This is a genomic window from Mycobacterium sp. NPDC003449, assembly GCF_053588415.1.
In genome coordinates this window covers 1-19,872 of record NZ_JBSFPX010000043.1, presented here as the reverse complement: position 1 = coordinate 19,872, position 19,872 = coordinate 1, and the positions used below count along the sequence as shown (strand labels likewise).

Annotated in this window: 21 protein-coding genes and 1 pseudogene; 15 read left to right on the top strand and 7 right to left on the bottom strand. The window is 63.4% G+C overall.

Annotated elements, in window-relative coordinates; genetic code table 11:
• Positions 1 to 18: 18 nt before the first annotated feature.
• From ACWDTP_RS13920 to ACWDTP_RS13905, 4 genes and pseudogenes are all read right to left on the bottom strand, one after another.
• On the bottom strand, positions 19 to 939 hold the full coding sequence (locus ACWDTP_RS13920; RefSeq protein WP_450020550.1) for a 3-hydroxyacyl-CoA dehydrogenase family protein: 921 nt from the start codon (positions 937 to 939) through the stop codon (positions 19 to 21).
• Positions 940 to 951: 12 nt separating this feature from the next.
• Entirely contained in the window at positions 952 to 1,140 is a 189-nt protein-coding gene (locus ACWDTP_RS13915) for a hypothetical protein (protein WP_450020584.1), read from the bottom strand.
• 88 nt (positions 1,141 to 1,228) lie between these two features.
• A pseudogene (locus ACWDTP_RS13910) lies at positions 1,229 to 1,564 on the bottom strand (enoyl-CoA hydratase-related protein); the annotation flags it as partial.
• Entirely contained in the window at positions 1,530 to 1,742 is a 213-nt protein-coding gene (locus ACWDTP_RS13905) for an enoyl-CoA hydratase-related protein (protein ID WP_450020548.1), read from the bottom strand. The pseudogene ACWDTP_RS13910 and the gene ACWDTP_RS13905, both read right to left, overlap by 35 nt.
• Positions 1,743 to 1,865: 123 nt before the next feature.
• Here ACWDTP_RS13905 and ACWDTP_RS13900 point away from each other — a divergent pair, with 123 nt between their 5' ends.
• The 7 genes from ACWDTP_RS13900 (at position 1,866) to ACWDTP_RS13870 (ending at position 10,373) form a co-directional block, all read left to right on the top strand.
• A complete protein-coding gene (locus ACWDTP_RS13900) occupies positions 1,866 to 2,612 on the top strand; it encodes an SDR family NAD(P)-dependent oxidoreductase (protein ID WP_450020546.1) in 747 nt (248 codons plus the stop codon).
• Positions 2,613 to 2,643: 31 nt separating this feature from the next.
• Positions 2,644 to 3,042: a RidA family protein gene (locus ACWDTP_RS13895; RefSeq protein ID WP_450020544.1), complete on the top strand. Its 399-nt coding sequence runs from the start codon at positions 2,644 to 2,646 to the stop codon at positions 3,040 to 3,042.
• Positions 3,043 to 3,151: 109 nt separating this feature from the next.
• Positions 3,152 to 4,780, top strand: coding sequence for an AMP-binding protein (locus ACWDTP_RS13890; RefSeq protein WP_450020541.1), 1,629 nt, complete (start codon positions 3,152 to 3,154; stop codon positions 4,778 to 4,780).
• Positions 4,781 to 4,877: 97 nt separating this feature from the next.
• Complete coding sequence (locus tag ACWDTP_RS13885; RefSeq protein ID WP_450020539.1) at positions 4,878 to 7,244, top strand: bifunctional salicylyl-CoA 5-hydroxylase/oxidoreductase; 2,367 nt, start codon at positions 4,878 to 4,880, stop codon at positions 7,242 to 7,244.
• Positions 7,241 to 8,392 carry an acyl-CoA dehydrogenase family protein gene (locus tag ACWDTP_RS13880; RefSeq protein WP_450020537.1) on the top strand — a complete coding sequence of 384 codons (1,152 nt, stop codon included), beginning with the start codon at positions 7,241 to 7,243 and terminating at the stop codon, positions 8,390 to 8,392. Before ACWDTP_RS13885 ends, ACWDTP_RS13880 begins: the two co-directional genes overlap by 4 nt.
• Positions 8,389 to 9,216: an enoyl-CoA hydratase family protein gene (locus tag ACWDTP_RS13875; RefSeq protein WP_450020536.1), complete on the top strand. Its 828-nt coding sequence runs from the start codon at positions 8,389 to 8,391 to the stop codon at positions 9,214 to 9,216. The genes ACWDTP_RS13880 and ACWDTP_RS13875 overlap by 4 nt, the downstream gene beginning before the upstream one ends.
• Positions 9,216 to 10,373, top strand: a complete 1,158-nt coding sequence (locus ACWDTP_RS13870) for an acyl-CoA dehydrogenase family protein (protein WP_450020534.1) — start codon at positions 9,216 to 9,218, stop codon at positions 10,371 to 10,373. Before ACWDTP_RS13875 ends, ACWDTP_RS13870 begins: the two co-directional genes overlap by 1 nt.
• A gap of 16 nt (positions 10,374 to 10,389) precedes the next feature.
• Here ACWDTP_RS13870 and ACWDTP_RS13865 read toward each other — a convergent pair whose 3' ends face one another.
• Positions 10,390 to 11,262, bottom strand: coding sequence for a PaaX family transcriptional regulator (locus ACWDTP_RS13865; RefSeq protein WP_450020532.1), 873 nt, complete (start codon positions 11,260 to 11,262; stop codon positions 10,390 to 10,392).
• Between the two features lie 300 nt (positions 11,263 to 11,562).
• Between ACWDTP_RS13865 and ACWDTP_RS13860 the strand changes: the two genes are divergently transcribed.
• From ACWDTP_RS13860 to ACWDTP_RS13835, 6 genes are read left to right on the top strand one after another with little or no spacing between them, the layout of a single operon-like run.
• Complete coding sequence (locus ACWDTP_RS13860) at positions 11,563 to 12,654, top strand: ABC transporter substrate-binding protein (protein ID WP_450020530.1); 1,092 nt, start codon at positions 11,563 to 11,565, stop codon at positions 12,652 to 12,654.
• A 19-nt stretch (positions 12,655 to 12,673) separates the two neighbouring features.
• Complete coding sequence (locus ACWDTP_RS13855) at positions 12,674 to 13,474, top strand: ABC transporter permease (RefSeq protein WP_450020580.1); 801 nt, start codon at positions 12,674 to 12,676, stop codon at positions 13,472 to 13,474.
• Positions 13,471 to 14,244 carry an ABC transporter permease gene (locus tag ACWDTP_RS13850; protein ID WP_450020528.1) on the top strand — a complete coding sequence of 258 codons (774 nt, stop codon included), beginning with the start codon at positions 13,471 to 13,473 and terminating at the stop codon, positions 14,242 to 14,244. The genes ACWDTP_RS13855 and ACWDTP_RS13850 overlap by 4 nt, the downstream gene beginning before the upstream one ends.
• A 9-nt stretch (positions 14,245 to 14,253) precedes the next feature.
• On the top strand, positions 14,254 to 15,057 hold the full coding sequence (locus ACWDTP_RS13845) for an ABC transporter ATP-binding protein (protein ID WP_450020526.1): 804 nt from the start codon (positions 14,254 to 14,256) through the stop codon (positions 15,055 to 15,057).
• A gap of 48 nt (positions 15,058 to 15,105) precedes the next feature.
• The gene (locus ACWDTP_RS13840; protein WP_450020524.1) at positions 15,106 to 15,870 is read left to right on the top strand and encodes an HpcH/HpaI aldolase family protein; all 765 of its coding nucleotides are present in this window, start codon (positions 15,106 to 15,108) and stop codon (positions 15,868 to 15,870) included.
• A 39-nt stretch (positions 15,871 to 15,909) separates the two neighbouring features.
• Positions 15,910 to 17,364 (top strand): amidase, encoded by a 1,455-nt coding sequence (locus tag ACWDTP_RS13835; protein ID WP_450020522.1) that lies wholly within the window; start codon positions 15,910 to 15,912, stop codon positions 17,362 to 17,364.
• 92 nt (positions 17,365 to 17,456) lie between these two features.
• Here the strand turns inward: ACWDTP_RS13835 and ACWDTP_RS13830 are convergent, their stop codons facing one another.
• Positions 17,457 to 18,089, bottom strand: coding sequence for a cysteine hydrolase family protein (locus ACWDTP_RS13830; RefSeq protein ID WP_450020520.1), 633 nt, complete (start codon positions 18,087 to 18,089; stop codon positions 17,457 to 17,459).
• Positions 18,090 to 18,204: 115 nt separating this feature from the next.
• The gene (locus ACWDTP_RS13825) at positions 18,205 to 18,783 is read right to left on the bottom strand and encodes a TetR/AcrR family transcriptional regulator (protein ID WP_450020518.1); all 579 of its coding nucleotides are present in this window, start codon (positions 18,781 to 18,783) and stop codon (positions 18,205 to 18,207) included.
• Between the two features lie 87 nt (positions 18,784 to 18,870).
• On the opposite strand from ACWDTP_RS13825, the gene ACWDTP_RS13820 reads away from it, so the two are divergent.
• Both ACWDTP_RS13820 and ACWDTP_RS13815 read left to right on the top strand, forming a co-directional pair.
• Positions 18,871 to 19,269, top strand: a complete 399-nt coding sequence (locus ACWDTP_RS13820) for a PaaI family thioesterase (protein WP_450020516.1) — start codon at positions 18,871 to 18,873, stop codon at positions 19,267 to 19,269.
• Positions 19,270 to 19,271: 2 nt separating this feature from the next.
• On the top strand, positions 19,272 to 19,769 hold the full coding sequence (locus ACWDTP_RS13815) for an alcohol dehydrogenase catalytic domain-containing protein (protein ID WP_450020514.1): 498 nt from the start codon (positions 19,272 to 19,274) through the stop codon (positions 19,767 to 19,769).
• Positions 19,770 to 19,872: the final 103 nt, after the last annotated feature.

Below are 19,872 nucleotides of genomic sequence, written 5' to 3'. Positions count from 1 at the left end.
CAGAGTTCTTGTGCAGCATCAATCTTCGAGTAAAGGCTGCGGTTTAACCATCTCAAGCGCCGTAGCGACCTTCTTGCCGGTGTTGTCGTAGGTGTAGAAGCCGCGGCCAGTCTTGCGGCCAAGATTGCCTTGCTCGACCAATTCGATCACGGTTCGGGACGGCGCGTCTTTTGGGTCCCGGGAGGTCGAAAATCTGGCCTGCTTGACGTCATAACCGATATCGATCCCGGTGAGGTCCATGAGTTCGAAGGGCCCCATCGGGTAGCCCAGCGCGGTCCGGCAAGCAGTATCGATGGCATCAATCGATGCGACACCGTTCTCGTAGAGGAATATTGCCTCGTCGCGCACGGCGTTCAGGATCCTGTTGGCAATAAAGCCAGGAATCTCCTTGTCGAGGACGACGGGAGTCTTTCCGAGCCGTTGAACCAGTGCGCTGGCCGTAGCGATGGTTGCCGCAGTGGTGGTTGGGCCCGCGACGATTTCGACACATTGCATCCTCAGGGCGGGGTTAAAGAAGTGGAGGTTGCACACCTGTCCGGGCCTGCGGGTGGCGTCGGCGAGCTGTGACGGCATGAATCCCGACGAGTTGGTGGCCAAGATGGCGTGGGGAGGCGTGTGGCGGTCAAGCGCGGCTAACAGATCTCGTTTGACATCAACGTCTTCGAGTGCAGCTTCGATAACGAAGTCCGCACCAGAGGCCAGCGCTGGGAGGTCGGTGCCGAACTCGAGCCGGGCGAACGCGGCGTCCTCCTCGGCAGCACCACGGTTGCCCTTGGCGATGTCACGGGCACTTCGATTGCGAAGCGCGCTCAGCGCGTCGTCGAATCGGGTGGCGTCGATATCGTGACAGCTCACCCGCAGGCCGGCTCGCGCGCTGACCAACGCAATTTGCGAGCCCATCGCACCAGTGCCGACGACGAGTAGACGGTTGAGATGCATTGTGACAATGTCCTATCTGCCGGTGAACTCGGAGGAGCGTTTGGCTAGGAAAGCTTCGACACCTTCACGCTTGTCGTCGCTGTCGTAAAGAAGTGCCTGTGCCAGCCGTTCGACGACCAGACCGCTGCGTTGGTCGGTGTCGGCACCAGTGCGCACCACCAACTTGGCCAGCCGCGTCGCCTGCGGCCCACGAGCGGTCACCGAGGCGGCGAGGCGGCGAGCTGGTAATCTGAAGGTCGTCGTCGGGGACCACCCGTGAAACCAGACCCATCGCCAGCGCTTCCGCTGCGGATACGACGCGGCCAGTGATCACCATATCGAGGGCGTGTCCGATCCCGACCAGCCGTGAGAGCCGTTGCGTACCACCGGCGCCCGGGAGAATACCAAGGTTGGTCTCTGGCAACCCGAGACGGGCCGACTCGGCAGCCACAGGAATGTCGCAGGCCATAGCCAACTCACAGCCACCACCAAAGGCATACCCGTTGATGACGGCGAACATCGGAAGCGGCAGTGCCTCAACCCGTTCGAACAGCCGCTGCATAGCCGAGTGCAACGCCGTGCGCCGGTCGTAGTCGCGTAAGCGATGGACGTCAGCACCCGCCCCGAACGCCTTGTCGCCGGGCACCGGTGACGATAAGTGCGTGGGCGCTCCAGTCGCCGGCGATCGCGTCGAGCGCAGCGCACAGTTCGTTCTGAACAGTGAGATTGATGGCGTTGCGGCGCTCGGGTCGATTGATCGTCACCACCCACACCCCTTGGTCGCGCTCGACGGTGAAGGTCTCGTAGGTGGGCTCGGCGCCCATGAGCACGCCCTTCCCGTCAATGAGATACGTCTCGGCAAGGCAGAGTCACCACAAACATATGTCGCCATATTGACGATCGTAATATAGGCGTGGCATTGTGACGAGGTGACTAGTTCATGTCCCGTGGCGGTGGTCACGGGCGCTGGCCGGGGCATCGGCCGCGCGGTTGCGGTACGGCTCAGCGCCGAGGGTTACCGCGTCGCACTGGCCTCGCGCACACGCGTCGAACTGGAGGAGACCGCGCGCCTGTGTCGGAATGAAACATTGGTGGTGCCAGCCGATGTAACCGACACCGCGGCCATCGATGCCCTGTTCTCTGCAGTGGAAGCGGCATGGGAGACGCCCGCAGAGGTGGTGGTCGCCGCGGCTGGGGTGTCGGCGGCTGCCCCGCTGGCAAAGACCACCGACGAGCAGTGGCAGGCGATGCTCGAGGTCAACCTCACAGCGCCGTTTCGCTGCATCCGGCGCGCGGTGCCGGCGATGGTGTCGCGAGGGCACGGACGCGTCGTGGTGATCGCCTCGGTAGCCGCCAAGCACGGTGAGCCCTACATCAGTGCGTACACGGCCAGCAAGCACGGAGTGCTGGGTGTTGTGCGCTCGGCTGCAGCGGAATTGGCGGCCAAGGGGGTGACCGTCAACGCGGTGTGCCCGGGCTATGTCGACACCCCGATGACCGATCAGACCGTGGCTGACATCGCGCGTACGACCGGGCGCACCCCCGAGAACGCCCGAGCGGTACTGGCGGCGAAACAGCCGAACCGTCGTCTGGTGACCGTTGAGGAAGTGGCCGAAGCCACCTGGTTGTGCGTTGCCAACGCGGCGATCAACGGCCAGGGCCTCACCGTGGACGGAGGCGCAGTCCAATCGTGAACCGTGAATTCTGTCGTTTCGAGGAGTCGTGATGAGTCTAGATCTGGTCAACCCCACAGAACTCGGTGCCCCGCAGGGCTTCTCGCACGCTGCCGTGGGCATTGGTCGGGTCGTGTTCCTGGCCGGGCAGACCGCGTTAGATCCGTCCGGGCGCATCGTCGGTACCACGGTGGTCGAACAGTTCGACAAGGCACTTAGCAACCTGCTGGTGGCGTTGAGAGCCGCCGGCGGTGAGCCCGCCGACCTCGCCAGCATGACCATCTACATCGTCGACATCGAGAACTACCGTTCGCACTCCCGAGCCATCGGCGCGGTGTGGAAACGCCTGATCGGCCAGCACTATCCGGCGTTGGCCGGCATCGGGGTGGCCCGGCTATGGGACGCGGAAGCCGTCGTGGAAGTTCAGGGCATGGCCGTCTTACCTCCCTGAGCGGTACTGCCCACGGCACGCGTGTTCCGCGCCGACGCGCATGCCGCAGGACCCACACCACCGTAGCCAAGGGTCGCCGCCCGGCACCCTCCTTTCGCGAGAGGGCACGATGCCACATCCATCCTCGGCCCACGTCGACACCTTCTGCCGAGATCAGCTGCCGGCACGCCACCTCTGGCCCGAGCTGCGGCTGGACGAGGCCGGTCTGCGCTATCCCGATCGGCTCAACTGCGCGGTGGCGTTACTCGACGAGGTCAGTCAGCGGCTCGGCTCCGAGCGTGTCTGCCTGCTTGCTCCGGGCGGGCAGCAGTGGAGCTACGGCGAACTCTCCACGATGTCCGGTCAGATCGCCGCAGTCCTCGTCGAGGACTACGGCATCGTCCCGGGAAACCGGATCCTGCTGCGCGGACCCAACAACCCGTGGATGGTGGCCTGCTGGTTCGCGGTGATGAAGGCCGGTGCAGTCGCGGTATCGACGATGCCGATGTTGCGCGCGGGCGAGTTGACCAAGATTGCCGAAGTAGCCAAGATCGACCTATCCCTGTGCGACAAACGGTTCACCGACGAGCTCGTCACAGCGGCAATACCCGACCAGCGTGTGGTGCCTTTCGGCGCCGACACCGCCCTTCATGCTGCAGCGAAAACCAAGTCCGAGCTGTTCGTCCCCGTGAACACGGCGGCCGATGACGTAGCGCTGCTGGCGTTCACGTCGGGAACGACCGGGCGAGCCAAAGCCACCATGCACTTCCACCGCGACCTGTTGGCGATCGCCGACACCTTCTCCGCCCACATCCTCAAACCCGCAGCCACCGATGTCTTCACTGGCACACCGCCGATCGCGTTCACCTTCGGTCTCGGCGGCCTGGTGGTGTTCCCACTCCGTGTCGGGGCCGCGACGCTGCTGCTGGAGAAAGCGACACCGGACCAACTCGCTGACTTTATCGCCGAACACGGTGTGACGGTGTGTTTCACCGCGCCCACGGCTTACCGGGCAATGGTGTCTTCGGGAAACGCGCAGAAGCTCGGTACGCTCCGGCGGGCTGTCTCTGCCGGCGAGCACCTTCCCGCCAGCACCTGGCAAGCTGTGTTCGAGGCGACCGGCGTTCGGCTCATCGACGGTATCGGTGCCACCGAGATGCTGCACATCTTCATCTCTGCCGCCGACGGTGACATCCAACCAGGTTCCACCGGCCATGTCGTCCCCGGCTACGTAGCCACCATACTTGACGGCCAAGGTCGCGCCGTGCCCCCGGGAACGCCCGGCCGGTTGGCCGTCAAAGGCCCCACCGGGTGCCGCTATCTGGCCGATGACCGGCAACGCGACTACGTCCACGATGGATGGAACATCACCGGCGACACCTTCGTGCAGGACACTGACGGGTATTTCTGGTACCAGGCTCGCAACGACGACATGATCGTCTCATCGGGATACAACATTGCCGGTCCCGAAGTGGAAGAAGCGCTCGTTCAACATCCCGACGTCGTCGAGTGCGGTGTTACCGGGACCGCCGACTCCGACCGCGGCCAACTGGTCACCGCATTCGTCGTCCTGCGCGACGGCGCGATCGGCGACGCCGAAATGGTCACCGTATTACAGGATTACGTCAAACAAACCATCGCGCCGTACAAATACCCGCGGCGTGTGATCTTCGTCGACACGCTACCCAAGACACCGACCGGAAAGTTGCAACGCTTCCGCCTCAAAGATCTCACCCCGAACTCATCAGCCGGTATCTGAGCGCGAGACGTGCCGCACCCGAGCACGCACGCGCCGACGGCGGAAACACAACTTCAGCACCACACAACAGGGGCCCAGCCCCGAACAGGAGACAGACATGCGCATCGCTGTGATCGGTGGCGGGCCCGGCGGGCTGTACTTCGCGGCACTGACCAAACAGCTCGGGCCGCATCACGACATCACCGTCTGGGAACGCAACGCCGCCGATGACACCTTCGGTTTCGGAGTGGTGTTCTCCGACGAAACACTGGGCGGGATCGCGCACGCCGACGATGAGATCTACCGCAGCATGGCGCGCGAGTTCGCCCAATGGGATGACATTGACGTGCATTTCCGAGGGGAGACCATTACCAGCGGCGGACACGCCTTCGCAGCGATGAGCCGCAAGCGACTCTTGCACATCCTCCAGCAGCGCTGCCGTGCCCTCGGGGTGCCGGTGTACTTCCGGACCCCGGCGCCCGACATCGCGGGCCTGGCCGATACTCACGATCTCGTCGTCGCAGCCGACGGTGTGAACTCCGCCGTGCGCTCCACGTTTGCAGAATCCTTTCAGCCCACCCTGCGCACCGAGTCCTGCAAGTACATGTGGTTGGGCACCGACAGGGTGTTCGATGCGTTCAAGTTCTACATCGCGGAGACTCCGTACGGGGTGATGCAGATCCACGGCTACCCTTACGACGACAGCGGCAGCACCTTCATCATCGAGATGACCGAACGCGTTTGGCGCACCGCGGGGTTCGATGCGTTCGCCGCACACGGTCTCAAGCCGGGGGAATCCGACGAGAAATCCATTCAGCGGGTACGTGAGTTGTTCGCCGATGTTCTGGACGGCCACGAGGTGATGGCCAACAACTCGAAGTGGATCAACTTCACCACCGTCAGCAACGCACGGTGGCATCACAACAACGTCGTTCTGCTGGGAGACGCCGCCCACACCGCGCATTTCTCCATCGGATCGGGTACCAAGCTGGCCATGGAGGACGCGCTGTCGCTGGCTGCCTGCCTGCAGGAGAACGAGTCCGTCGACAACGCGCTCGCGGAGTACGAGACCGAACGCAAAGCCGTGGTGCTGTCGACCCAACGCGCCGCTCGGGCCAGCCTCGAGTGGTTCGAGAACCTCGACCAGTACGTCGACCAGCACCCCGTCCAGTTCGCGTTCAACGTCATAACTCGAAGTCGCCGCGTCACTTACGAGAACCTGCAGTTGCGTGACCCCCAGTTCGTCGAACGCACCACAGCGTGGTTCACGGCGCAGAGTCCCGACCACAACGCCGATACGCCCCCGATGTTCCAACCCTTCACCCTGGGTGGACTCAACCTGGTTAACCGCGTTGTGGTGTCCCCGATGGACATGTATCGCGCCGTCGACGGACTGCCCAATGACTTTCATCTCGTCCACCTCGGCGGCAAGGCTCTCGGCGGGGCCGGGCTGATCATGACCGAAATGGTCTGCGTCAGCGAGTCCGGGCGCATCACCCCGGGGTGCACCGGCATCTGGTCGGACACTCAAGGCTCGGAGTGGCGTCGGTTGACGCGTTTCGTCCATGACCAGACCCCGGCCAAAATCGGCATCCAGATCGGACATTCCGGCCGCAAGGGCTCCACGCGGCTGATGTGGGACGGGATCGACCAACCTCTCGAAAAGGGCAACTGGGAGGTTGTCGCACCGTCGCCGCTTCCGTACCGCGCCGGTGTCAACCAAATCCCCCGCGAGCTAGGCGAGGCCGATCTGGAACGCATCACCGACGAGTTCGTCGACGCTGCTCGACGCGCGGATCGGGCCGAGTTCGACCTGATCGAATTACATTGTGCGCACGGTTATCTGCTCTCGTCGTTCATCTCGCCGGTGACCAACCACCGTACCGATCGCTACGGTGGGGACCTCGACGGCCGGCTCCGCTACCCCCTGGAGGTGTTCACCGCCATGCGCGCGGTGTGGCCGGCACACAAACCGATGACCGTCCGCATCTCGGCCACCGATTGGGTGGAGGGCGGTATCAGCGGGGACGACGCTGTCCGCATCGCACGGGCGTTCAAGAACGCGGGGGCGGCCGCGATCGACGTGTCCTCGGGACAGGTGGCCCCCGATGAGACGCCGGCGTTCGGGCGCTCCTACCAGACACCGTTTGCCGATAAGATCCGCAATCAGGTCGACATCCCGACCATCGCGGTGGGTGTCATCTCCTCGCACGACGACGTCAATTCCCTGCTGTTGGCCGGTCGCGCGGACTTGTGCGCACTCGGTCGGGTCCACCTTTACGACCCGAGCTGGACGTTGCACGCCGCGGTCGAGCAGGAATACGCGGGACCGGGAGCGCAGTGGCCCAAACCGTGGCGAGCGGGCCGGCGCAAACCACAGATCGGACGCAGCGACGGTCCCAAGCCGCGCCTGCAGCTGATCCGCGGCGGGCAATCCGGTACATCGCACCGCCGGTGGCAGCCGACTGCGGAGAACGATTCATGACCACCCTGAGCGCCGCGGATCGCGCCTACACCGAGCAGGTTCGCCGGTACGCCGCCCAACGACTACTTTCGCTGGTCGAGGCCGGTGAGCCTGGACGGGTAAACCGCGACCTCCTCGAGGAGATGGGGCGGTTGGGTCTGCTACGCGACCTCTTCGGCGGAAACCCCGATCAGCCGCCCACCGATGCCGCGGCGATGCGGCTGTGCCTGCTGCGGGAGAGTCTGGCCGCGGTATCCACCGAGGCCGAAACAGCATTGGCGTTGCAGGGTTTGGGCAGCTATCCCATTCTGCAATCAGGAGCACCGCAGACGGTCGAGCGATGGATACCCGGAGTCGTCGCCGGCACGACGGTCGCGGCGTTTGCGCTGACTGAGCCGGACGCGGGTTCCGACGCCGCCGCCCTGGCTCTGCGGGCCGAACCCGACCACGACGGTTGGCGACTGTCGGGGGAGAAACTGTGGATCTCCAATGCGCCCGACGCCGACGTCTACACCGTGTTCGCGCGCACCACCCCCGGTGCGGGGGCCCGGGGCGTTACCGCCTTCGCCGTCGCGGGCGCCGCCAGGGGGCTTTCGGGACACCCGATGGAACTGCTCGCTCCACACGCCATCGGCCGTCTGCACTTTGACGGGGTGCACGTCGGTCCTGGCGACGTTCTGGGCACGGTCGACGCCGGGTTCAAAGTGGCGATGCGCACGCTGGATCTCTTCCGTCCCAGTGTCGGTGCGTTCGCCGTGGGGATGGCGCAGGCAGCTCTCGACGCTACCTTGGGTCACGTCAAGGCCAGAAACGTCTACGGTGGCCCGCTGGCCGACCAACAGGCCGTTGCGCACAAGCTGGCAGACCTGGCGACCAGGTTGCAGGCTGCCCGGCTCCTGGTCTACAGCGCGGCACGCACCTACGACGACGGCGCCGCCCGTGGTGAGATCACCCGCTCGGCGGCGATGGCCAAACTTTTCGCCACCGAAGCTGCACAGGAGATCGTCGATCAAGCAGTGCAACTGCACGGCGCAGTCGCCCTGCAGCGTGGGCATCTGCTGGAACACCTATATCGCGACGTGCGGGCGCCCCGGATCTACGAAGGCGCTTCGGAAGTCCAGCGCACCATCATTGCACGCCAACTGTTGAACGAAGGGACTCGTCCATGACCCGTTTTCGAGCGTCGGTGCCGCTGACCACCGACTGGAAACATTTCGACTTCAGCGTCGAGGGCCCTGTGGCCACGGTGACTCTGAGCCGCCCCGACAAGTTCAACCCGCTGACGTTCGAATCCTATGCCGATTTGCGGGATCTGCTCGCCGAGCTTCCCCACCACGGCGATATCAAGGTGCTGGTCATCCAAGGCCGCGGGCGGGCCTTCTGCGGTGGCGGCGACGTCAACGAGATCATCGGCGAGCTGATCAAGATGAAGCCCGGCGAGCTGATGGGGTTCACCAAGATGACCGGAGAGGTCATCGCCGCGATGCGGCAGTGCCTGATCCCGATCATCGTCAAGGTTCACGGGATGGCCGCCGGCGCCGGCGCCGTGATCGCCCTGGCCGCCGATTTCCGCGTCGTCGGGCGGTCCGGTCGGTTCGCGTTCCTGTTCACCAAGGTCGGTCTCTCCGGCGGCGACATGGGCGCGGCCTACCTGCTTCCGCGGGTGGTGGGCCTGGGCCGGGCGACTTCATTGCTGATGCTGGGTGACACGATCGACGCCGACACCGCCGACCGCTACGGTCTGGCCTCGATGGTCGTCGACGACGCCGCAATCGACGACGCCGTGCAGACCCTGGCCGGCCGTATTGCCACCGGGCCGACATTGGCACTGGCCCAAACGAAATCACTGCTGACCCGCGAACTGGACATGCCCATGTCCGCAGCAATGGAACTCGACGCTATGACTCAAGCGCTGCTGATGACCACCGAGGATCACGCCGAGTTCCACGCGGCGTTCAACGACCGGCGCCAACCGGAATGGAGGGGGCATTGATGAATGCGGTTGACTTTCTGCAGATCGACGATCTGCTGGGCCAAGATGAATGCCAAATCGCGGCGGCAGTCCGTGATTACGCCCAATCTGAACTGGCGCCTCACATCTCCGATTGGTATGAGCACGGCAGCATTCCGCGCGACGTCGCCCTGGGGCTGGGTAAGCTCGGTCTGCTCGGCATGCATCTGCAGGGATACGGATGTGCCGGCACCAGCGCAACCGCCTACGGGTTGGCCTGCCGCGAACTCGAGGCCGTCGATTCTGGTCTGCGGAGCCTGGTATCGGTGCAGGGTTCGTTGGCGATGTTCGCCATTCACCACTGGGGTTCCGAAGAGCACCGCCGAGAATGGTTGCCGCGTATGGCCTCCGGCGACGCGATCGGGTGCTTCGGGCTGACTGAAGCCGACGCGGGCAGCGATCCGGGGTCCATGCGGACCCGCGCCCGTCGCGACCGCCAAGACTGGGTGCTTAACGGGACCAAGATGTGGATCACCAACGGAACGATCGCCGACGTCGCCGTGGTGTGGGCGCAAACCGACGACGGTATACGCGGATTCGTCGTCCCCACTGACACCCCGGGTTTCTCCGCCTGGGACATCAAACGGAAACTCTCACTGCGGGCCTCGGTCACCGCCGAGTTGTCGCTCGACGATGTGCGCCTGCCCGCGTCAGCGCTGTTGCCGGAAGCCGCGGGACTCAAGGGCCCGCTGTCGTGTCTGAATGAAGCCCGCTACGGGATCGTCTGGGGAGCCGTCGGGGCTGCCCGCGCATGCTTCAGCGAGGCGCTGGAATACACGTTGACCCGCCAGCAGTTTGGGAAGCCGTTGGCGGCCTTCCAGCTGACTCAACGCAAACTTGCCGACATGTCGGTCACGCTGACCAATGCTGCCCTGACCGCGGTGCAACTCGGCAGACTCAAGGACGCAGGCACCATCACCCCCGAACACGTCAGTCACGGCAAGCTGGCCAACGTGCGCGCCGCCCTGGACATCGCTCGTACCTCGCGGGGGATGCTCGGTGCGGCCGGAATCACGTTGGACCACTCGGTAATGCGCCACATGAACAACCTTGAAACGGTCGCGACGTATGAAGGAACCGAGGAGATGCACGCGTTAAGCATCGGCCGCAAGCTCACCGGCATCCACGCCTTCCGTTGACCCGCGGTTCGGTGCCTCAGCGGGAGGGCTTGGTCGCGGTGCCGTGGATCATCCGCATCGCGTGACGTTGCGCCAGGGGCGCGAGGGTCCGATGCAGCGCGTCGAACAACTCCCCGGCGGCCTCGCCGTTCCAGGCGGGGGGCAGAACCGCCAACGGCAGGCCCGGATCACGGTACGGCAGTTGCCGCCACTGCGTGATCATGGGCACGTAGACGCAGAACGCCTCATGCGGAGTGAGCGTGCCTTCAGTGCAATAGTGCAACGCCGGCCGGAAGCGCTGCAGAAAGTCTGCGTAGAGCGCGGCCAGTTCATCGAGGTCCCACCATTCGGTCACCTTGGTGCGCAGGTCACCGAATGCGAGGTAATCGCTGGTGAAGATATCGACGTAATGATGCAGATCTCGACGTTGAAGGGCATGACGGGTCTCGGCCGCCAGGTTGCCCGGCGCCAGCCACACCCCAGACGCGGCAGTGCCGAAGCCCAGACGTGTCAGATTGGCCCTCAGTGCGTGGCGCTTGTCGCGTTCGGCCTCGGGCACTGAGAAGACGACGAGGACCCAGCCGTCCTCCACGGTCGCGCGCCGCCGTTCAAAGATCCTGACGTCACCTTCGGCGAGCACGTCAAGGGTCGACGCCGACGCCGAATAGCCCGCTGCACCGCCGCGGCGTTCGCCCAGCAGAATATCGCGCCGCTTCATCCGCGAGATCGACGATCGCGTCGCCTGACCGTCCCCGCCCAGGTCGGCGCTCATCGCCACGAGCGAGGCCACCGATAGCCAGTTGCCCTCGGCACGCGCATACAGGCCGAACAACGAGACGATGAGCTGGGCCAGTCGGGTGTCGCGACCTTCACCGGCACGCGGTGGCTGTTGAGAAGTCGTAACCGTCATGTAACCAAGGTACCTCTCTCATACCGAAGAATTGACGACCGTTGAGGTTCCACGATGATCGCCTTCGGCTCGCGGCCGCTCTCGGTCGAATGCGCCCGTGGGTCAACGACATTTACCCACACACCGCAGCGTCGGGACGGCGGCCGTACATCGGCTGCTCGTATACGCGGGACCGAAACCGCAATGTGTGTCCCACAATATTTATGTTGCGCTGTTGACGAACGTCACTAAATCGTGTCATTGTCGGACCGTGTTTCGACGGACTGTCAGGCACTCAGCACCTGTGATGGAGGATCACCCATGAGGTCGCCACTTGGTTCGCTCGGCTTAAGCGTTGCTTGTGCTGCCGTGGCACTGCTGTCGGCGTGCGGCGCCAGCAACTCGCCGGCGCCGGACAGGGCCGCGACGGAGAGCTTCTCCTGCGATGACCCCACGAGTGCCAGCTCCACGACGACGGTGTCTGTGGCGGCGCTACCACTGACGACATCGGGCGCTCTCTACATGGGGATCAACGACGGCACCTTCGAGAAGTACGGCCTTGATGTGAATATCCAGCCCGTCGCTGACATTGCTGCGGCGATGGCATCTGTGCAGGGCGGTACGAGCAACTTCGCATTCGCACCGACGATCTCGCTCTTCGCCGCACATGCGAACGGAGCCCCGCTGAAGATGGTTGCACCGTTCGCAGGCATCGCCCCCGGGTATTACGACAAGATGAAAGCTGGCGAGCCGGGGTGGGAGACCGAAGCCGCGGCGCTGGTAACCAAAACTGACAGCGGATTGGACCGCCCCGGCGATCTCGGCGGCCATACCATCGGCCTGATCGACGTCAAGGGTCAGTCAGAGTTGGCGACTCGTGCTGTGATCGACGACAACGGCGGCGACTCGGACACCGTCAAGTTCCTGAACATGCCCCTTGCGGATGGGCTGAATGCATTCCTTGCCGGCAAGGTCGACGCCATCTACACCACTGATCCGTTCCTCGGCCGCGCTGTCGAGGCCGGTGCGCAGGTCATTTCATGGGTCGGGGTGGAGGCACTGCGCCAGGGCCTGAACTCCTCGATGGTTGCTTCGGAGTCGTACGTCGCCGAAAACCCGGGTACGGTTTCGCGTTTCAACTGTGCCATGCGTGAGTCGAACGTCAATGCCAACGCCAACCACGACGGCGTGCGGCGGGCAATCGCGCAGGCGCAGGACGTTCCGTTCAGCACGTTCGAGAACGCGAACATCGCCTACTTCTACTCGTGCGCGCCCACGGGTGACCTCGAGAACTTCCAGAACCTGATGCTCAAGTACGACCTTCTCTCCGAGAAGACCGAAGTGGAGGACCTACTCATCCCGGAAGCTCTCTGCAAGGAACCGGACCTGAGCAACTATCGCCCTAACTCGTAGGCAGGTTGAGCCAGTGTTCATGCTCAAGTCGAAGTCCCGAGGTCAGCTGCCCAATTTCCGGCCTGCAGTGCTCGGTATATGTGGGATTGGGGTTTGGCTTCTGGTCTGGCAGTACTTCGTGGCTGTCGGTCCGCTCCGCAACACCGCAGGACTCGCGACGGCGTCGGAGGCAATCCACACCGCAGCACGTTTGTCCGCTGACCGAACTTTTTGGCAGACCGTCGGTGAAACCCTCGTGATGGCCGCTCTCGGAACAGTCGTCGCCCTGGTGGTCGGTGCAGCGCTCGGCCTCGCAATGGGTCTCAAACCGTCCATCTCGGCCGCGTTCGATCCTCTAGTACAGGTGCTCAAGCCGATACCGCCGGTCGTAGTCTTGCCGCTGGCACTTCTGGCTCTCGGTCCCACCCGTGATCTCGGCGTGCTCCTTGCGTCGATCGCCGCACTGTGGCCGATCCTCATTCAGGTGCAGGCTGGAGCGCGCGATGTTGATCCGGTTGCGCTCGACACCGCACGCGCGCTTCGCTTAAGCGCTGCCAGGACGCAGTTTTCGGTAGTAGTGCCAAGTATCCTTCCCTACCTGCTTTCCGGCCTGCGCATCGGATCGGCCACGGCGCTGATGATGTCAGTGGGGGTTGGCTTGCTGGCGGGATCTCCTGGCCTTGGCCGTCTCATCCTGATCGCTCAGCAAAGTGGTCAAGGTTCAACCGTCTTCGCTGGGACGCTCTGCGCGGGCGCGCTGGGTGTGCTGCTCACCATTGTGCTGGCTGTAACGCAGCGCATCGTCACCCGCGACAACTGGGGACGAGGGACACAGCCATGAAGCTGGTTTCGCGAGCGGTCCTCGGTCTGGTACTTCCCTGCGTGCTGTGCTCCCTGTACATCATTTACACGTCGAGCTCGCCGAACCCGTTCTTTCCGCCACCCGGGAAGATCTGGACGAGATTCCAGGACACATGGTTGTTCGCGCACTTCGCAACGGATGTGGTGCCCAGCCTCAGAAACCTTGTGGTCGGCTTCTCTGTAGCCGCCGCGACGGGGGTGACGCTCGGCCTGGCCCTCGGTCGCGTGACCTGGCTTCAGCAACTCCTTATGCCGCTGGTGCACTTCTTCCGATCCACCCCGCCGATCATGCTCATCCCACCCCTGGTGCTCATCATCGGTACGGGCGACGCATCGAAGGTCGCCATCATCGTCGTGGGCTCGCTGTTCCCGATCTTGATTGCTTCCCTGGACGGCGTTCGCAACGTCGACCCCATGCTCACCGATGTGGCGCGTGGACTGAAAATCAGCCGCGTTCATGCTATTACGCATATCTACGGACCGGCTGCTGGGCCCGCGATATTCGGCGGGCTCGAGACGGGTCTACAGATTTCCGTGGTGCTGATGGTGGCCAGCGAGATGATCGCGGCAACACACGGCATTGGCTACCTGACAATGCAGGCGCAGGCGACCTTCGACGCTGTGGGTGTGTGGTCAGGCATCGTGCTGCTGTCCGTCATCGGGTTTCTGATCGCCGCGCTTTTCAAAGCCACCCGGGCTCGCATCCTGGCCTGGCACATCGAAATGAGTCGTGTTGCACGCGACCGATAGGAGCTGGGGATGACTGCGTCCATCCAAGACACTATTCACCGTCTACGCGTCGACGACGTGAGCAAGTCCTACGGCGGCGGATCCAAGCGCGTTGACGTGCTTGCGGACATCTCCGTCGATATCCTCGACGGAGAATTGCTTTGCATCGTGGGGCCGTCCGGGGCCGGGAAGACGACACTCCTGCGATGCCTCACCGGTCTCATGCCTCCGACCGCGGGCTCCGTCTCCCTTGATGGCGAACAACTCCGAGGACCCGACGGGCGCATTTCAATTGTTTTTCAGGACTACACCCGGTCGCTGTTCCCATGGATGACAGTCTCGAGAAACATCGAGCTTCCTCTGCGGGCGCGAGGAGTGCAGCGGCAGCTCAGGCGGCAACAGATCACCCGCGTACTGAATGACGTCGGCCTCGCCGGGGCGGAAAAGAAATACCCATGGCAACTGTCCGGTGGTATGCAACAACGCGTCGCTATCGCTCGCGCGCTCGTCACTGACCCCGAAGTGCTGGTGATGGACGAACCTTTCGCATCCGTAGATGCTCAAACACGCCTCGAACTGGAGGATCTCACCCTCGCGCTCAAACGAGATCAGGGCGTCACGGTCGTGGTGGTCACCCACGACATCGACGAGGCGGTCTACATGTCGGATCGAGTTGTCGTACTGTCGAAGAATCCCGCGTCTGTCCAGGAAATCGTGTCAACCGAGTTCGGTCCCGAACGAAACCAGTTCGAAACCAGGGAGAATCCGAGGTTCGGCGAGCTGCGATCGCACATTCTCGGCCTCATCAGAACTACTCAGCTCAAAGTCGACTGACTCCACGTCGGCGAAGCCGAATATGGCACGCTCGAAAGGATTTTCACAATGATCAGCAGAAGCGACTCGATACGCAGGCTCCTGGCCGGCGATGTCGGCCTTGGCACCTTCGTGGGTATCGGCAGCCCGGCGGCAGTCGAGATCCTTGCGCGGCGTGGGTTCGATCCGGTATGCATCGACTCCGAGCACACCGCGCTCAGCCCTGACCTCATCGAGAACATGATCAGGGCTGCCGACGCATTCGGTGCGGCAGCACTCGTGCGGGTGCCGGGCATCGGACCGGAGATCGGACGTGCGCTGGATTCGGGAGCACTCGGCGTGGTTGTTCCCCGCATCGAAACCGCAGAGCAGGCTCGAGCGTGTGTCGATCTGGTGCGCTATCCGCCCGACGGGCAGCGCGGTGCGGGTCCAGGTCGGAGCACCGCGTTCGGAAAGGACATTGGCACCTCCATCGGCGAGGCGAACTCGTCGGTTGCCCTGATCGTTCAGGTGGAGACCGAACTGGGTCTGAAGAACGCATACGACATCGCCAGTGTCGACGGTGTCGACATTGTCTTCGTCGGACCGGGCGACCTTGCGGTGTCCATGGGTATCACCATGGGTTCGGAGAGGCACACCGCGGCGGTGGCCGAAATCCTCGGCGAGGTCAAGCGCGCAGGTAAGCTCAGCGGGACCTTCTCTCTGACCGGGCACGACCTGCCGCGCTGGCGGGAACTCGGGGCGACGTTCTTCCTGCTCAGCGGCGACGTCTCGTTTCTCGGTGAGTACGCAGAGGCGGAACGCACACGCGCCCTCGGGATTCTCGTTGATTGAACTCCGGTCCCGTTGTCCAGCATCGAAAGTGAGAACACCATGACGAAGATGATCGATCAGGAAGACGGCGTCGGAATCGCCGGGTTGATCGCGGCCGGCGAGGTGTCGGCGGCTGAAGTGCTGGAGGAGGCCATCGAGCGCATCGAGAAACTGAACCCGCACTTCAACGCCGTGGTGCATAAGGCGTACGACGACGCGCGGAAGCTGGCGCGCGATGTCGCTCCCGCGAGCAGCGCCCTTGCGGGAGTGCCATTTGTCGCGAAAGATCTTGCTCTTGACTGGGCGGGGATGCCGACCACCAATTCATGCTCGTTCTATGCCGGTCCCGTCGCCTCGTCTGATTCTGAGATCGCACGGCGTGTCAAGGCCGCCGGCATCATTCCGGTCGGAAAGTCGAACGTCCCGGAAAACGGTTGGTGTTACTCAACCGAGCCCGTTTTCCACGGTCCGACATTGAATCCTTGGGACGAGGCTCTCGTGCCCGGCGGTTCGAGCGGCGGTTCGGCTGTTGCGGTTGCTACGCACATGGTTCCGATCGGCGACGCGAGCGATCTCGGCGGTTCGATCCGCGTTCCCGCCGCAATCAACGGACTCGTCGGTCTCAAGATCTCCCGCGGACGCACGACGTTGGGTCCCGGAGTTGTCGATCTCTGGTCCGGATCGGCAGTGTTCAACTGCGTCACCCGGACCGTGCGCGATACGGCGGCCTACCTCGATGTGGCCGGTGGCGCACTTCCCGGGGAGCCGTATGCGCTGGCAATGCCCGGTGTATCTTTTCTCGAGAGCGCGGCAATCCCGCGGGACCGCTTGCGTATTGGCGTCATGCTCACACGTCCGGACGGCGAGGCAGTGGATTCGGAGGTCCGCGCCGCCGTCGAGGCAGCAGCGGCGCTGTGCGCGACCCTCGGCCACGAGATCGTGGACTTCAATTTGCGCTACGACTGGTCCGATATCAGGGAGTTTTTCGTTCGTATTTCGGCTGTGACGGCAACGATGATGTTCGAGGGCGCCGGCCAGGCGATGGGGCGTCAAGTCACGTCTGCAGATGTCGAGCCCGTGACGTGGCAGATGATCGAGCTCGGCCGTCAGTTCAGCGCGGTCGACTACGCCCTCGACACCGAAAAGTTGCGGCAGGTGGGCCGGCAGCTCATCGTGGACCAACTGTCGTTCGACGCGGTGATCACCCCGGTCATGCCCGTCACCGGCCGGCCTCTCGGGTGGTACGACATGTCATCCAGTCTCGACAGCTATCACGACCGGCTCCTCGCGGACATGCAGTTCATGGTGCCGTTCAACATGGCCGGGCAGCCGGCAATCAGTCTGCCGCTCGGGTCGACATCCGCAGGGTTGCCGCTGGGCGTGCAGTTCGTCGGTGGGATGGGCGACGAAGCCTTACTCCTCTCGCTCGCAATGCAACTCGAGCAAGCCGCACCTTGGAAAGATCGGATGGTGCCGCCGGTGTTGCGGGAAGTCCCAAGTGCGAACACACGGTAACGCGGCCCGAAGCTGCCGCACAATGTCCCCACCTGGGTTTGGCAGGCCGGGGTGGCGCCGTTGTCGAGTGCGATAGTCTGCCAGTTCACTGCTTAATCGAACAGCCGGTAGTACTCGTCCGAGTCGATAACTGCGGCCGTGGATTGAGCCAGTACAACGAGTGTGGCCTGATGGACCCGTTCAGCAGACATGGCGCCAAATCCGAGGTCCGGATGGTCGTAGGTGCCGGTCGCGTCAGCGACAACGGCCGTCCGGAAGTTCCGAAACATGGCGTCGCGCGCTGTGGCGTGCACGCAGTCCTCGGTGGTGACGCCCGTGACCACTACGTCTGTCACCCCGAGACCACGGAGGATCATGTCCAATTCTGTTGCGTAGAAGGCGCTATACCGATGCTTTCGAAGGAGCCGGTCGCTGGGCAACGCGTCGACCTCAGCGTAGATTTCAGCGCCCGGTGTTCCATCGATGAGCGCGGCACGCTCGGCGATCGGCGGGTACAGGTCCGCAAACAGGCCCATATCTGAGCCATCTTCGTGGTGGACGTGGGCCGTGAAGATGACCGGAATCTGTTTGTCTCGCGAGAATCGGACCATCCCGTTCAGAGTGGGAATCATCTCTCGCCCGGCGCGCGTTTCCAATGGTGCGCCGGGCGCGAGGAAGTCGTGCTGCATGTCGATAACCAGTAGGGCCGTGTGTCGGGGGTTCAGCTTGTCGATGCGATAGCCCATGGCCACTTTCTCCTTCGCGATTTCCAGGCAATATGTATCACGCTTTTGCGACGATCGTCAACTATGCGCATAATGCTGGAACTGGCCCGAAAGGCGTGGCCGGGGCTACTCACGTTCAGTGCGATGTCAGCGATTGGCGAACGATTCCTGCTACGGACTTGGCCAGCGTGCCGGGAATATCCACACCACTGCTCAGGAACCTTCGTACGGCGGCATATGGGAGGTCGACTACAACCAATGCGATCTCCATGCCAGACAGATTGGTACACGCCTTAAGCCGTCGGACAAGTCCGCGAATCGCGTTGTCCCAGCGTTCATTCTCGGCGTCTCGATTGGTACGCGCCTCCACCGGCCAGGCCTGGATATCGAACTGTGCGCACCCGGTCATTAGAACAGCGGCATCACCCGGGTGGGCCTGACACCATTCGACCGTGAACCCGGCTAGCGCCACCGCGGCATCAACAGGGTCGTTCTCGAAAAGCGGGTAGGCCGGACCGTGATACCGGTCGATAGTGCGATTCCACAGCGCAGCGAGCAGCGCGGGTCGGTCGGGAAACCGGTGATAGACCGACCCACTCGGAACGTCCGCTTCCCTGATCACGCCGACCATAGTGACAGCACCGATTCCACCGGATTCAAGCAAGCGTGCGGCCGCATCAAGTATGCCGTCGGTGTCATGAAGCTTTCGCGCCATGGGGATAGACGGTACCGACGACTCTCTGTAGAGTGGCATCTCTAGAGAGAGCCATCTAGATAGATTCATTCACAGGGGCGTCCAAATATGGAGTTGACTTCCGAGCAGGTGCGGTCGATGGCACCATATGTCGCAACGCTGGGCGTGGAGTTCAACCAGATCGCCGCACAGGCTGTCGTTGCTCGATTGCCGGAGGATCAATCCCTGTCGACTGTCGGTGGCGGATTGCACGGCGGTGCCATCATGGGCTTGGCTGATGTCTGCGCGGCGGTCTTCGCGAGTGCGAACGGACCGCACGGCGCGATTCCAGTGACTGTCGACTCGACTACCCACTTCGTGCAGGCATTGCGCGGGGACGCTGAGGCATCGGCCACTGCTGTGGCCGTCGGGCCCCGGCGTGTGGTGGTTCAGGTCACGGTCAGCGACGCCAACGGCGAGTTGTGCGCGGTGGTCGTACAGACCGTGTTGATGCGGACGGCAGCCTAAAGATGCAGAGCCTTGTCGTTACCGGCGCCCGCAAACTGCAGTGGCAAGACGTCGCCGAGCCTCAGTTGAAAGCTGACCATGACGTAACCGTGCGTCCGATCGTATCGTCGACCTGCGATTTGGATCGCCGCATCGTCGCGGGTCAATCTTCATTTCAGCCGCCGTTCGCGATTGGCCACGAAGCGGTAGCCGAGATCGTATCGGTGGGTGACGATCCGGGAGATCTGAGACCTGGTGACCTGGTTATCGTCCCATGGCACATCAGCTGCGGCCGCTGCCCAAGCTGTGTGGGCGGGTTTTCCGGGGCATGCGAGAACGTTCCGCATCTCGCGTCGTTCGGCGCGCCCGCCGGTGGGCAATGGGGTGGACTTTTCGACGAACTGGTGCGGGTGCCGTGGGCGCGGTTCAACCTCGTCGCCGTGCCAGACACGGTTGATCCGGGAGCCTGTCAAGTTGTTTGTGTAAGTAGTTGTGCTGGTTGGGTTAGAGGTAGGGGTTGATTCGTTCGGGGTAGGCCAGGGCGAGTTGGGCGAGGGCTTGTTTCCAGTTCGTGGTGACCTGGCCTTCGACGAGGCGTCCTTCGGCGGTGCGTTTCGTGCCTCG

Excerpts from the sequence above, each read along its gene's own strand:
- ACWDTP_RS13855 (WP_450020580.1), top strand. The coding sequence starts at position 12,674 with ATGCTCAAGTCGAAGTCCCGAGGTCAGCTGCCCAATTTCCGGCCTGCA.
- ACWDTP_RS13865 (WP_450020532.1), bottom strand. The coding sequence starts at position 11,262 with ATGACGGTTACGACTTCTCAACAGCCACCGCGTGCCGGTGAAGGTCGC.
- ACWDTP_RS13895 (WP_450020544.1), top strand. The coding sequence starts at position 2,644 with ATGAGTCTAGATCTGGTCAACCCCACAGAACTCGGTGCCCCGCAGGGC.
- ACWDTP_RS13890 (WP_450020541.1), top strand. The coding sequence starts at position 3,152 with ATGCCACATCCATCCTCGGCCCACGTCGACACCTTCTGCCGAGATCAG.
- ACWDTP_RS13885 (WP_450020539.1), top strand. The coding sequence starts at position 4,878 with ATGCGCATCGCTGTGATCGGTGGCGGGCCCGGCGGGCTGTACTTCGCG.
- ACWDTP_RS13825 (WP_450020518.1), bottom strand. The coding sequence starts at position 18,783 with ATGGCGCGAAAGCTTCATGACACCGACGGCATACTTGATGCGGCCGCA.
- ACWDTP_RS13845 (WP_450020526.1), top strand. The coding sequence starts at position 14,254 with ATGACTGCGTCCATCCAAGACACTATTCACCGTCTACGCGTCGACGAC.
- ACWDTP_RS13850 (WP_450020528.1), top strand. The coding sequence starts at position 13,471 with ATGAAGCTGGTTTCGCGAGCGGTCCTCGGTCTGGTACTTCCCTGCGTG.
- ACWDTP_RS13870 (WP_450020534.1), top strand. The coding sequence starts at position 9,216 with ATGAATGCGGTTGACTTTCTGCAGATCGACGATCTGCTGGGCCAAGAT.
- ACWDTP_RS13905 (WP_450020548.1), bottom strand. The coding sequence starts at position 1,742 with ATGGGCGCCGAGCCCACCTACGAGACCTTCACCGTCGAGCGCGACCAA.
- ACWDTP_RS13875 (WP_450020536.1), top strand. The coding sequence starts at position 8,389 with ATGACCCGTTTTCGAGCGTCGGTGCCGCTGACCACCGACTGGAAACAT.
- ACWDTP_RS13830 (WP_450020520.1), bottom strand. The coding sequence starts at position 18,089 with ATGGGCTATCGCATCGACAAGCTGAACCCCCGACACACGGCCCTACTG.
- ACWDTP_RS13820 (WP_450020516.1), top strand. The coding sequence starts at position 18,871 with ATGGAGTTGACTTCCGAGCAGGTGCGGTCGATGGCACCATATGTCGCA.
- ACWDTP_RS13920 (WP_450020550.1), bottom strand. The coding sequence starts at position 939 with ATGCATCTCAACCGTCTACTCGTCGTCGGCACTGGTGCGATGGGCTCG.
- ACWDTP_RS13860 (WP_450020530.1), top strand. The coding sequence starts at position 11,563 with ATGAGGTCGCCACTTGGTTCGCTCGGCTTAAGCGTTGCTTGTGCTGCC.
- ACWDTP_RS13880 (WP_450020537.1), top strand. The coding sequence starts at position 7,241 with ATGACCACCCTGAGCGCCGCGGATCGCGCCTACACCGAGCAGGTTCGC.
- ACWDTP_RS13835 (WP_450020522.1), top strand. The coding sequence starts at position 15,910 with ATGACGAAGATGATCGATCAGGAAGACGGCGTCGGAATCGCCGGGTTG.
- ACWDTP_RS13840 (WP_450020524.1), top strand. The coding sequence starts at position 15,106 with ATGATCAGCAGAAGCGACTCGATACGCAGGCTCCTGGCCGGCGATGTC.
- ACWDTP_RS13815 (WP_450020514.1), top strand. The coding sequence starts at position 19,272 with ATGCAGAGCCTTGTCGTTACCGGCGCCCGCAAACTGCAGTGGCAAGAC.